Consider the following 12,265-nt stretch of genomic DNA (forward strand, 5'->3'; position numbering starts at 1 on the left):
GGGGGGCCCCCCCCCCCCCCCCGCGCGGCGGGGGGGCGCGCCCCCCCCCCCCCCCCGGGGGCCCCGGCGCCCCCCCCCCCGGGGGGGGCCCCCCCCCCCCCCCGCCCCCCCCCCCGCCAGCGGTTCATCTGCTGCTTGCAGTCGGCGGGCCGGTTCTTGGGGTCCACGTCGCGCTCCGGTGAGGGTGCGGGTGGAGTTCTCGGTCGCCTTCGTCATCCACCGGATCCTCGATCGACGCGTACCCCGAGGACAGCAGCCGGCTCGGCCACGCACACGGGGGGCGGATGCTCGACGCCGTGATGCCGGTCCGGTGCATCGGCGCGCTCCTGATCCTCAGCGTGGTCATGTCCGTCCTGCTGCTCGTCCCGAGCGCCTCATCGTGGCGACAGCCGCGAACTCGCTGAGCGGCAGGGCTGGGAAGCGGTCACCGCCCGCCGGCTCGCCGGCCGTATCGAGTACAGCCGGCCCGTCCTCTACAGCCACTTCCGCGGCAAGCGGGAGATCATCGGTCCGTCGCCCTTCAGGGCGCGTCGCCCCCGGGCCGTTCACCGAGGTGTTCTGGATATCCCCGCGAACTGCGTTGCGTACAAGGGGAGTTGAGTTGCCGACAGGCACAGGAAGAAGCTCCGCATCCCGGGTGCCGGAGTGATCCGGCGCCCGGGATGCGGAGCTTCGTACCGTGAGGGCCTACTTGGCGGTCTTCTTGGTCAGTCGGGGCAGGAGGAGGCCCGTGCCCGCGGCCGTCACGAGCAGCATCACCACGCAGATGACGAAGCTGGTGTTCATGCCGCGCTGGAAGTGGGCGGTGTCGGCGATGAGGGCGCCGAACACCGCGACGGCGATGCAACTGCCGACCTGGCGGAAGGTGTTGAGCAGGGCCGCCGCGGTGCCCGCCCGCTCGCCGTCGATGTTCTCCATGATGGCCGCGGTCAGGGACGGGACCGCGAAGCCGCCGCCCAGGCCGATCGGGACCAGCAGCAGTACCGGGATCAGGTAGGCCGTGGAGGAGGCCACGGTCAGCATGAGCAGGCTGCCGGCCGTCATGACCAGCTGGCCGATGGTCATCGGAAGCCACGCTCCCTTGCGCCCGGCCAGCTTCACGCTGGCCATGTTCACCACCGAGATCAGGGCGCACATGGGGATGAACATGGCGCCGGTGCTGATCGGGGAGGCGCCGCGCACCTGCTGGAAGTACATGCCGAGCACAAAGATGGCACCGTAGAAGACGGCGTTGATGGAGAAACCGGCCGTCAGGCAGACGACCACGGTGCGGGACTTGAAGATGCTCAGCGGCACCATCGGGTGCTCGAGGCGCTTCTGCCGCGTCACGAAGAGCACCGCCGCCACCACGGTCAGGACCAGGGATCCCACGACGGTCGGGCTGCCCCAGCTCTCACGGCCGCCCTCGATGACGGCGTAGGTGAGGCTGGAAAGGGACGCGACGACGGAGAGCTGGCTGAGCATGTCGATCGGTGCCCGACGGCGCGGCGAGGCCGTGATGCGGGTCAGCAGGGCCAGACCGAGCGCTCCGACGGGAAGGTTGAGGTAGAACACGGCGCGCCAGCTCAGGCCACTGGTGAGCATGCCCCCGATGACCGGGCCGAGGGCGACGGCGACGGAGCCCGCCGCGGTCCAGATGGCGATGGCACGCGCCCGCTTGCCGGGGTCGGAGTAGGTCTGCCGGATCAGCGCCAGGGAGGCGGGCACCATGAGGGCGGCCGCACCACCCTGGACCATGCGGGCACCGATGAGGGTGGCGAGATTCGGGGCGATGCCGCAGGCGAGGGAGGCGACGGTGAACAGGCCAAGTCCCCATGCGTAGGCGCGACTTGCGCCGATACGGTCCGAGAACGTGCCGGCCGTCAGCATGAACGCGGCGAACATCAGGGTGTATCCGTCGATGATCCACTGCAGGTCCGCCATCGAGCCGCTGAGGCTGTCGGAGATGGCGGGAAGAGCCACGTTGACGACGGAGCCGTCGAGGCTGATGACGAAGAAGGCGAGCAGGGACGCGGCGAGGACGACGCCTTGGGACGAGCGTCGTGGCGGGGCGGGTGCCGGGACCGGCTCGACCAGGGGCTCGTCGATTCGGGGGGACCGGGTCAGGATGGCCATGGGAAATCTCCTCAGTGACAGCCAGGGGGAGGGGGAGGGGCGGTGGAGGTCAGACGTTCGCGGGGGTGGTGCGACGGCTGAGTACGGCGAATGCCGGGTCGGTCCCCATCACCCCGCCCTCGCCCCAGCGGTTCTGCGGGATCTCCTGGATGTAGACGGTGATCTTGTCCATCGGGGCGCCGATGACGCGGTGCACGGTGGCGGTCAGTTCCTCGATGAGCTCCTGGCACTTCTCGTCGGTCTGGTTGGGCCAGGTGGTCATGGACAGGATGGGCATGCGGGACTCCAGGTCTGTGGCTGCTGCCTGTGGCTGTCGCCTGTGGCCGTTGCCTGTGGCTGTTGCCTGTGGCTGTTTCTGAGGACGTGGGAAGTGAGGTGGTGTCGGCTCGGCTCAGAGGCCGGCCGAGGCGCCGCCGTCGAGCGTGATCGAGGCACCGGTCAGATGCCTGGCGGCGGGGGACAGCAGGTAGCTGATGGTCTGTGCGACATCGGCGGGTTCGGCGAGGGTGCCGAGGGGTGACTGCGCCGCGACGTGCGCGCTGATCTCTTGCGCCGTGGCGCCGGAGCGGTCGCCGATCGCTTGCGCGATCTCGTCCCACAGGGGGGTGCGTACGGCGCCGGGATCAAGGACGTTGACGCGGATTCCGGAGCGGCCGAGGTCCTTGGAGACGGACTTGGCGAAGACGGCGAGAGCCGCGTTGATCGCGCTGTTCACCGGAAAGAGCGGATCAGGGTCTTTGCGGAAGACGCCGCTGATCATGACCATGGAGCCGCCGCCGGCCGCTGCCATCGGGCCTGCCAGCGCCCGGGCGAGCCGGACCGCTCCCATGAGCTTGCCGTTGAAGGTGGCGTGCCACATCGCGTCGGTGGTTTCCGCGAGCGGAGCCAGGGGGCCGTCTCCCGCGGAGTGCACCAGGCCGGTCACGTGGCCGAGTTCGGCCACCAGTGCGGCGACGCACGCCTCGACCGATGCGGTGGAGTTGATGTCCGTCTCGTAGGTGAAGAGGCGGCCGGCGGCGCCGGTGCGGTCGTCGATGGCGCTGCGCGTCCGCTCCAGCCGGTTCTTGTTCCGGCCGAGCAGCGCGACGGTCGCGCCGGAGCGGGCGAGCTCCTCGACGATGGCCGATCCCATGCCACCGGTGGCACCGCTGACGACGATGACGGGTGCGGGAGCGGGGGCGGGGGCGTCCACGGGGATTCCTCTCTGTGCCGGGGACTTCCCCCGGTGCGGGTGGAGCCGGTGGGCGTGGGGAGGGTGAACCTCGTGCCGGGCTCCGTGATGAAGAAGGTAGCTCTCCGAGCGCCCAGACGCAACCATCTAGTTGGTTTTCTCGGGTCGGTTGATCCCCCAGGGAGGAGTCGAGGGGGAGGTCGGCTCCTCCTTATAGAGAGACGTCCAGACGACCGGCCCGGCTTTCGAAATTCCCTCAACTGCTGGTCAGGGCGGCCTTTTACGGCTTTCTACGAGTGCTGCAGCGCGGAGAGGCGGGAAGCGCCCGGGGTGGGGCGAGGTCATCGAGGCGTGCGAGCCGCTGCGATCGGGAAGCGCGATCGCATGCCTGTAAAACCAACCGGATGGTTGCAAGGAGGGTGCTGCGCCCTCTACGTTCTTCTCAACGCGGACCACCGCCGCAAGGCGACCGCGCCGGGCTGGACCCGCCCGTCAACTGCGCCGCACCGCGACCTTTCCCGCACACGGCGGCGCACCCGCACTCCGGCCTCAACCCACGACATCTCTAGGAGACCTCGACCATGTCCGCCAACGCCGCGCTCATCACCGCCACCGAACTGTTCGCCAAGCCCGAGCAGATCGACGCCATCACCGAGGCCTGGCGGAACCACAACGACGCCTCCGCGTTCGACGGCCGCATCCTCTACCGCGGCCTGGAGACCAACTCCGTACTCGAACTGGCCCCCCTCGACGGCTTCGACCGGATGGAAGAACTGCGCGCCGACTGGTGGAAGCTCTGGGAGGCCGTCGGCCCGCTGGGGGAGGGCGACTTCCGCCGCCAGCTCCTGCAGTTCGTGGAGGCGCCCAAGCCCGCCGCGAACGCGCTCCCCGACACCCGCTACGTGCAGATGCGCCACGTCGAGGTCGTGCCGCGCGTCTACCGCCAGTACCGCGCCTGGCGCGAGGAGACCATCTTCGACGTGGTGCGCACCTCGGAGGAGGTCGTCAGCTTCCAGGCGTTCCACTCGCTGGCCAGCACCGAGCCGGGCGTGATGTTCGTGTCGGGCTTCGACGCGGACCCGGCCAAGTACCTGGAGGCCTTCACCTCGCCCCGCTACCAGCAGATCGTCCGCGAAGCCGGCGACACCTACATCACCGGCGGCGACAACGGCCTGTACACCCGCATCTACGAGCGCGTCACGAACTGACCGACCGACTGGCTGACTGGCTGGCTGGCTGACCGACTGGCTGGCTGACCGACTGACTGACTGGCTGACCGACCGTCCGCCGACGACCTGGCCTGCGTCACGTCACGGCGGACCCCACGGAACGATCACGTGGGCAGGGGGACCCGGCCCAGGGAGTGCAACGACACAGGGCCGCGGCCGAGTTCATCCTCCACACGCGATCCCCACCGGCCCCGGACCACAGCGGCGACCAACCGCTCCGGGGCCGGTGATCCGGCGCCCGCCGGGGGTATTTCGGGATCGCGGGATTGGGAGGTGCTCCGGGTCGGGGGGTGCTCCGGGTCGGGGGGTGCTTCGGTTCGGGAGGTGCTTCGGTTCAGGGGGTGCTTCGGTTCAGAGGGTGCTCCGGTTCGGGAGGTACTTCGGGCTCGGGAGGCGCAGATACCGGACCGCGCAGAGGCCTCCGGCCGTTCCTCGCGCACAGGTAGGCACGCCGCCGATACGTGCGACCGTTCGCGGCCCGGATGGTGGAACCGGTCAGACACAGGGACCTTAAAAGTCCCCGGCCACGCGGCCATGCGGGTTCGACTCCCGCTCCGGGCACACAACGAGGCGCCGACGCCGCCGCCTCGCTCCCTCCAGCCCGCACCCCGCACCCCACACCCCACGGGGCGCTGCCGGCGTCCGCGTCCGTCCTGCACAGCGTTCGCCCTGCACAGTGTCCGCCCTGCACAGCGTTCGCCTTTAACAAGGTCCGCCGCACATAGCGTCCGCGGCTTGCAGCGCTCGGCTCATCCAGCGGTTCGCCTCACCAGGCGCCCGCGACCGCCCGCAGCTGCCCGACCGCCTGCGACATCCCCGCAGCCTCAGCGGCCAAGGAGCCACCGGCCCGACCACACGACACGGCCGTCATCCTCCGCCTCCGGTCCACTGCCCCTGGCGACCGCCACACGCACGGCACGGCAGCTCTGCACGGCACGCTCCGCACGGCACAACACCGCAGGCTCCGCACGGCACCGCACCGCACGGCATCGCACCGCACCGCACGGCATCGCAAGCTCCGCACGGAACCGCAAGCTCCGCACGGAACCGCAGGCTCCGCACCGCACGCGTCACAGGCCACCCCTCGACGCGCGCTGTCGCCTGCCCGCCTCCCGGCGCGCCACCGCGCGACCTGTACCCGTCACCGGCCGCCTTGTTCCGTCACCGGCCACCCCGACCCCACCCCAGGTCCGCCACTGGCCCCCGGCCCCCCGACGCAGGCCCCAGGCCCCAGACCCCAGGCCTCAGACCTCAGGCCCCAGACCTCAGGCCTCAGACCTCAGGCCCCAGACCCCAGACCCCAGGCCCCAACGACGTGGCCGTGCACGCGGACAACGCGTAGCTCCCGCACCGAAGCCCGCTGGAGACAGCCATGCACACGCCACCCATCCGCTCGTTCCGGCAGATCGAGGAACTCATCGACCCGTCCCGCCCGGTCGTGACCCTCTTCAGCGGCGGGCTGGACAGCACCTACCTCCTGCTGCGCCTGCGCACCATGGGAATAACCGACATCCACGCGGTCAGTGTCGACCTCGGCGAGGACGAGACCACGCTCCACAAACAGCAGATCGCCGACGCGCTCGGAGTGCGGCTGCACATCTTCGACCGCAAGGACGAGTTCGCGGCTTCCTACGTCGCCCCCGCGATCACCGCCCAGGCCGTCTACCTCGACCTGCACCCGGTCAGCTCCACACTGAGCCGGCCCCTGATCGCCCGTACCGCGCTCGAGTTGGCCGGCACACTCGGCGCCCAGGCCGTCCTGCACACCGCCAACCGCTCCCAGAACACCCTGCGCCGTCTCAACGGCGCGCTACGGCTGCTCGGTCACACCGGTCTCTATGGCAGCCCCTACGACCTCGACCCCGTCGACCGTCACGACAAACTCACGGCCCTGCAGAACGCCGGCCTCCATCTCCTCGACGGCCGCACCGTCAGCGGCGACTCCAACCTGTGGTGCCGCGAATTCGAATCCGGCGTCCTCGACGACCCCGAGAACCACGCGGTACCCGCCGGCATGCACCACTGGAGCGCCATCGACCCGGCCGCCCCCGAGAGCACCGTCACGGTCGATTTCCAGGCCGGACTGCCCACCCGGGTGGACGGCGAGCGACTTCCGCTGACCGACCTGATCGAGGTACTCAACCGTCGGGTCGGGGCCTACGGCCTGGGCCGGTACACCGGCCTCGAACACCTCGACGACGGCGAGAAGGTCCTCGAGATACGGGAGATGCCCGCGGCCTGGCTCCTCCTTCGCTCCTACCGGCACCTCGAGTCCGCATGCCTGGACGCCGAGCTGATGCGGGAGAAGCAGCACCTGGAGCAGATCTGGGTGCGTGAAGCCCTCGAAGGCCGTTGGTTCGGTGAACTGCGCCTGGCCACACAGGAGTTCATCGACTCCTGCGCCCGGAAGACCACCGGACAGGTCACCTGGGACCTGCGGCTCGGCGGCGCCACCACCCGCGCCATCATCGCACCCCACCCCCGCTACCTGCGCGACCGCGAACGCTGGGAAGAGCGCTCCATCGCCCTGGAAACCGCAGCCCACCGCACACCCGCGCCCGCCGCCCTCCGCTGAGAAGGACCCACACCCTCATGAGCAGCACCACGATCGCCCCCCACACCGACACCGCCATCGCCATCTCCGACGCCGCCATCCCTGCCATCTCCGACGCCGCCGTCGCCGACCTCACGGCCACCGGAGGCCACCTGCTGCCCTCCGCCGACCTGTCCGCGCTCCTCGACGTCCGACCTCAGGACTGGCAGCGCCTGGCCCGCAACTGGAACGACCTCACCCTCGATACCCACATGGCCGACGGCGGCACGTACCGCTACCGCCGCTACGGACAGTTCACCCTCCACACGGACACCGGTGACCTGACCCAACTGCCCCACGGCCCTTACCGCCAGGACAGCAGCATCAACCCGCTCAACGGCGGCGTGGACCGCCACTTCGACCCGCTCACCGGCGACTTCGTCCAGGATCCGATCATGGCGCCCCTGCTGACCACGCTCGGCCGTATCTTCAGCGCTGTGGACACCGCCACCACCACCTGGAACATCAAACTCCACCCCTACCGCATCACGGCAGGCGCCGAACTCGGCCAGCCCGCCCCCGAAGGACGCCACCGTGACGGAGTCACCTTCATCACCTCCCTGCTCATCGACCGGCACAACGTCAGCGGCGGCGAAAGCTCCGTCCACACCGACGACGGCGAGCACCTGCTGACCACCACCCTGACCGTCCCAGGCGACCTCCTCCTCGGCGACGACCGGCGCACCCTGCACTCCGTCACCCCCGTCCGGCCCCTCGACGCCACCGCCCCCGCCCACCGCGACGTCCTCGTCATGGCCTACACCGCCCGCTGACCACCACCCGCCCGGTCCTGGCCGACGTACGGCCGGAACCGGGCGCACCCGAGGGGAGCCCCCTGATGCCCGCAGCCTCCACCACCCGGCCACGCGCCTGGCAGACCGACCTGCCCGTGCTGCTCATCGCCATCGTCTGGGGCTCCAGCTACCTCGCCACCAAAGGCATAGCCCGCCAGGACACGGTTCTGAGTCTGCTGCTGCTCCGCTTTCTCATCGCGATACCCCCGCTGGCCTTCGCCGCCCGCCGAACCCTGCGCACCACCACCCGACGTGAACTGCGCGGCGGTCTTCTCCTCGGCTGCATCCTGGCCGCGGTGTTCCTGCTGGAGACCTACGGTGTCGTCCACACCTCGGCCACCAACGCCGGGCTCATCATCAGCCTCACCATGATCTTCACCCCGTTCGCGGAAGCCGCTGTCGCCCGCAGGCCCCCCACGCCCCGCCTGGTCGGCGCGGCGGCCCTGTCCATCGCCGGCGTCGCCCTGCTGACCCAAGGGGCCGGCTTCACCACGCCGTCCCTCGGCGACCTGCTCATGCTTCTCGCCGCCCTCGCACGCACCGCGAACGTACTGGCCACCCACCGCCTGGACGCGGTGAAGAACACCGATGACGCCGCCCTGACCTGCATGCAACTCACCACCGCCGTCGTGGTGTTCGCCGCGCTCACCCCCTTGGAGGACGTCTCTCCCTGGAGTCTGGCCGCCCACTACAGCGCGATGCAGTGGCTGAACCTTCTCTACCTCGCCCTGATGTGCACCCTCCTCGCCTTCTTCGTGCAGCTGTGGGCCGTACGCCGCACCACCCCCTCCCGCGTCAGCCTGCTGCAGGGCACGGAACCCCTGTGGGCGGCCGTCATCGGTATCACCCTCGGCGGCGACCGCCTGGGCTGGTCCGGCGTCCTCGGAGCGGCACTCGTCCTGGGCGGCACCTTCTGGGGCCGCCGCGCGCCGAAGCCCGGCCCCCCACGCGCGCCCGGATCACCTGACCGTCTCGTGGAGGTAAAGCCGTGCGCGAGTACAACAACACCAACGCACTGAAACGAACCTCCGGTCAGCTGGTCAGGTGTATGACGGAGTGTCAGTTCACCCTGCCTGAATCCGCCTTGGAGATCGCGCCCCTTCGTGTATGGCAACCGTCACTCGCGGCCGTGGATCGTGTCGGACCCGGGGCGCCACTGCCGGCCGGGACCGCGGTCGGCAGGGGTGGGCACGCGCAGGAGCTCGGCGAGCCGGGGCACCTTAGTGAAGCGGCCGGTGTGGTAAGTGCTGGCGACCGCGCCGGAGCGCGAGCGGCACGGCGAGCCGGGCTCGGCCGGCCGTGCAGCGCGGGCAGGGCTGGCGCTCGACGTCGTCGGCGTCGCTCGGGGAAGCCTCTTGAGGGGCCGTCATGCCCCCCGGATGCTGTCACGAACGATTCTCAGAAGTACCCCGGACTCACCTTTGAGTGAGAACGAGTTCTGCGAACCGAACCAGCGCTTCGCGGTCGCCGGGTAGCCGGCTTCGATCTTGCTCGGGCAAAGGACCGTTTATGAGATTCGGGACAGGGGGCCGGTTCGGCTCGACCGGCTGCCTCAGCCGTCAGGCCGTCGCTTACCGGAAAGAGGATCGTCTGCCTGGCCTTGCCCGGCGGTCGCTGCCAGATAGGGGGTGGTCCGGCCATGGGACCGGGCCACCCCTTCGGGCATGCAGCTGTCAGGCGGGCTGCACGGCGGGCGCTGGGGCGGGGGCCTTGTGGGCCTTGCGGGTCTCGCGGAGGGTCAGCAGGCCGGTGATCGCGATCAGCGCCGAGGTCAGGCCGTGTATGCCGAACGCGGCGGCGAGGGAGCCGTGGTGGGCCAGGACGTTGATCATGTCGCCGAACGGGGCGAGGGCCTCCATCAGCAGGACCCAGCCCAGCGCGCGGCGGTGGCCCGTCACCAGCAGGATGCCGATGACCAGGCCCATCGCGAGTTCGCGGGTGCCCTTCATGATGAGGAAGCCGTCGCCGTTGCCGGCGGGCCAGGCAGGCAGACCGACGCCCTGAGTGGACGCTGCAGGGGCCAGGATGAAAGACAGTCCGAGGTAGAGGACGAACAGGGTGACGACGGTGACCAGCACGGTGTTGACGTTCTTCAGCGACATGACGCTTCTCCTTTGATGCTCAGGTTGAAGTGGGGCAGGGCTCGGCGGTGGGCGTAGCCGGGGCGGACAAGACCGCCTGGCTCGGGGGCATCCGTAGACCCGCACACCAGAAGTGCTTCGCAGTGCTGCCCTGCAGACGGGGGAACGGACACTGCCGTGACTGACCCGCATCGCCGCGGCTGCGAACGCAATCCCGCTGTCACCAGCAAGGGCGTGATCCGCTGGTCCGCCACCGGCCTCACGACCCGGCGCCGCCCGGGGTGAGGATTTCCATGAGATGTCCATCGGGGTCGCGGAAGTAGGTACCCCTGCGGCCTTCGGTGCGCTCGCTGCGGTAGATCTGCCCATTCTCTTGGCATGCGGGATCGGCGTAGTGGGTGATTCCGCCGTCCTGTATGCGGGCGAGGGTGGCCTCGAACTCCTCCTCGCTGACCATGAATGCGTAGTGGTGTGGCTCGAAGTCGTCCAGCTGGTCGTAGTCCAGGCTGATCTGGTTGGCCAGCGTGACCGGCGTGAAGTGCGCCAGCGGCGGGTCGACGCTGAGGCCGAGGATGCCGGCCAGGAACTGCGCCGAGGCTTGCGGGTCACGGGCGGGGACGATGGTGTGGTTCAGTTCCACGGTCATAGTGACTCCTGTTCAGGGACGGGCTGCGCGAGGTGGGGTACTGCCCGCCCGGGGGAGAGCAGGCCGTCTCCGGCCGCCCGGCCCTCCCCCGGCTGCGGTTGCCGTGTCACACGTCGATCTGCTCGAAGATGTGCGGGTACGACACGATGTCGTCGCTGAACTCGGCCGCCATGCGCTGGAACTCCGGGCTGCCGAACGCCGCGGCGAGCGCCTCGGTCGACTCCCAGACCGCGACGTTCATCAGAAGCCGGCTGTCCGCCGTTCCCTTGTGCATCTGCAGGGAGACGAATCCCGGCTGAGCCTTCATGAACTCCGCCTGCCTCCGAAAGAGGGCCAGGAACGCTTCAGTCCTCTCCTTCGGGACGACGAAGGTGTTGGCCAGGACGATGGGTCCGGTCTTCTCCTTGAACTGCGCGAACATCGGCGTATTCGGGTCGAGACTCTGCAGCTTGGCCATTTTCGGTACTTCCTCTCGCTGTCGGTTGCCCCGCGGCACTGAGGCCGGCCACCGCCGTACTGGGTCCAGCGACGCTCACGACGCTCGCTATCTGTGGCACGAGGGAATCTGACGGTCACTCAAGGGCATCGCTGGTGACACCAAGGCCTCCAGCGACTGCGATCTTGCCAACACTTGTTTGCCAACACTGTTGGTCAACGTTGTTGGCAAACCTAGAGGTGCAGCTCTGGACTGTCAACACCTGTTGGCCTACATTGTTGGCATGACCGGCACCACGGAGAACCAGCAGGCCGCACGGCGTTCCGACGCCACCCGCGCCACGATCCTCGACGCGGCCCGCGAGCGGTTCGTGGCGGACGGCTACGAGAAGGCGACCATCCGGGCCATCGCGCGCGACGCGAAGATCGACCCGTCCATGGTGATGCGCTACTACGGCAACAAGGCGGGCCTGTTCGCGGCGGCCGTCGCGATCGATCCCGGGTTGCCGGGCCTGTCCCTCGAACCGCGCGAGGAGATCGGCCGTACGCTGGTGCGCCACTTCCTCACCCTGTGGGAGGAGAACGGGGAGCTCACCGCGCTGATGCGCGTCGGCGCCACCGACCCGGCCGCCGCCGATCGCATGCAGAGCGTGCTGCGCGAGCAGATGATCCCGCTGGCCTGTCGACTGGGCCACGAGCCGGAGCAGGCGCAGGCGCGGGCTGCACTGTGCGTCTCGACCGTGCTGGGGCTCGCGCTGACGCGCTACGTGCTGCGGTTCCCGGCAAGCGTGGCGCTCGGCCGCGAGGAGATCGTGGACTGGCTCGGACCCACGGTCCAGCGGTATCTCACCGCGCCCACGCCCTGAAGAACGCGCCCAGGCACCCACCGCGACCTCGGTCACGGCGGATGCCCTCAAAGGGAAGACCGAAAGGATCAGCCTTGCTTCTGTGGCTTGCGGGACTTGCCGCCGAGCATCATGAGGCCGGTGGGCACGCAGCCGGAGGTCCACACGGCGCAGCCGCAGATCGCCGGGCCCCGTACCCCAGACGGGCATCCGCCCCGGAAGCTGCGATGCTCATTGATCACGACCCGATACCCGCCCTAACTGTATTGACCCGTGAGGTTGGGGACGCGGCTGACGGGTGGTTGGCCTTTCAGCGCGGTGTGTCCGCGGTGGTGATTGTAGGTGTGCAGCCAGTC

General features: G+C 69.5%; 11 protein-coding genes, 1 tRNA gene and 3 pseudogenes. 8 read left to right on the plus strand and 7 right to left on the minus strand.

Annotation, left to right across the window (positions count from 1 at the left end):
* Positions 1-178: 178 nt before the first annotated feature.
* Positions 179-305 (plus strand): annotated as a pseudogene (locus ACIREE_RS40655) (DUF1772 domain-containing protein); the annotation flags it as partial.
* A gap of 5 nt (positions 306-310) precedes the next feature.
* Positions 311-533, plus strand: a pseudogene (locus ACIREE_RS40660) (TetR family transcriptional regulator); the annotation flags it as partial.
* 154 nt (positions 534-687) lie between these two features.
* On the opposite strand, the gene ACIREE_RS40665 reads toward ACIREE_RS40660, so the two are convergent.
* The 3 genes from ACIREE_RS40665 to ACIREE_RS40675 all read right to left on the minus strand — a co-directional run bounded on the left by ACIREE_RS40665 (position 688) and on the right by ACIREE_RS40675 (position 3,307).
* On the minus strand, positions 688-2,115 hold the full coding sequence (locus ACIREE_RS40665) for an MFS transporter (protein ID WP_404164343.1): 1,428 nt from the start codon (positions 2,113-2,115) through the stop codon (positions 688-690).
* Positions 2,116-2,164: 49 nt separating this feature from the next.
* Entirely contained in the window at positions 2,165-2,392 is a 228-nt protein-coding gene (locus ACIREE_RS40670; RefSeq protein ID WP_404164345.1) for a 4-oxalocrotonate tautomerase family protein, read from the minus strand.
* A 114-nt stretch (positions 2,393-2,506) separates the two neighbouring features.
* Positions 2,507-3,307: an SDR family NAD(P)-dependent oxidoreductase gene (locus tag ACIREE_RS40675; protein ID WP_404164347.1), complete on the minus strand. Its 801-nt coding sequence runs from the start codon at positions 3,305-3,307 to the stop codon at positions 2,507-2,509.
* Positions 3,308-3,867: 560 nt separating this feature from the next.
* Between ACIREE_RS40675 and ACIREE_RS40680 the strand changes: the two genes are divergently transcribed.
* From ACIREE_RS40680 to ACIREE_RS40700, 5 genes are all read left to right on the plus strand, one after another.
* A complete protein-coding gene (locus tag ACIREE_RS40680; protein ID WP_404164349.1) occupies positions 3,868-4,494 on the plus strand; it encodes a hypothetical protein in 627 nt (208 codons plus the stop codon).
* A 497-nt stretch (positions 4,495-4,991) separates the two neighbouring features.
* Positions 4,992-5,076, plus strand: a tRNA-Leu gene (locus ACIREE_RS40685).
* Between the two features lie 811 nt (positions 5,077-5,887).
* Positions 5,888-7,090 (plus strand): argininosuccinate synthase-related protein, encoded by a 1,203-nt coding sequence (locus tag ACIREE_RS40690; RefSeq protein ID WP_404164351.1) that lies wholly within the window; start codon positions 5,888-5,890, stop codon positions 7,088-7,090.
* Between the two features lie 17 nt (positions 7,091-7,107).
* Positions 7,108-7,881, plus strand: a complete 774-nt coding sequence (locus ACIREE_RS40695) for a 2OG-Fe dioxygenase family protein (RefSeq protein WP_404164352.1) — start codon at positions 7,108-7,110, stop codon at positions 7,879-7,881.
* 65 nt (positions 7,882-7,946) lie between these two features.
* The gene (locus tag ACIREE_RS40700) at positions 7,947-8,921 is read left to right on the plus strand and encodes a DMT family transporter (protein WP_404164354.1); all 975 of its coding nucleotides are present in this window, start codon (positions 7,947-7,949) and stop codon (positions 8,919-8,921) included.
* Between the two features lie 654 nt (positions 8,922-9,575).
* Here the strand turns inward: ACIREE_RS40700 and ACIREE_RS40705 are convergent.
* The 3 genes from ACIREE_RS40705 to ACIREE_RS40715 form a co-directional block, all read right to left on the minus strand.
* Entirely contained in the window at positions 9,576-10,004 is a 429-nt protein-coding gene (locus tag ACIREE_RS40705) for a DUF4267 domain-containing protein (RefSeq protein ID WP_404164356.1), read from the minus strand.
* 238 nt (positions 10,005-10,242) lie between these two features.
* Positions 10,243-10,629 (minus strand): VOC family protein, encoded by a 387-nt coding sequence (locus tag ACIREE_RS40710; RefSeq protein ID WP_404164358.1) that lies wholly within the window; start codon positions 10,627-10,629, stop codon positions 10,243-10,245.
* 106 nt (positions 10,630-10,735) lie between these two features.
* Entirely contained in the window at positions 10,736-11,086 is a 351-nt protein-coding gene (locus ACIREE_RS40715; protein ID WP_404164360.1) for an antibiotic biosynthesis monooxygenase family protein, read from the minus strand.
* Positions 11,087-11,348: 262 nt separating this feature from the next.
* On the opposite strand from ACIREE_RS40715, the gene ACIREE_RS40720 reads away from it, so the two are divergent.
* The gene (locus ACIREE_RS40720) at positions 11,349-11,930 is read left to right on the plus strand and encodes a TetR family transcriptional regulator (protein WP_404164362.1); all 582 of its coding nucleotides are present in this window, start codon (positions 11,349-11,351) and stop codon (positions 11,928-11,930) included.
* Positions 11,931-12,166: 236 nt separating this feature from the next.
* Here ACIREE_RS40720 and ACIREE_RS40725 read toward each other — a convergent pair.
* Positions 12,167-12,265 (minus strand): annotated as a pseudogene (locus tag ACIREE_RS40725) (IS481 family transposase); the annotation flags it as partial.

Source organism: Streptomyces sp. NPDC102467 (assembly GCF_044765445.1).
GTDB lineage: Bacteria > Actinomycetota > Actinomycetes > Streptomycetales > Streptomycetaceae > Streptomyces.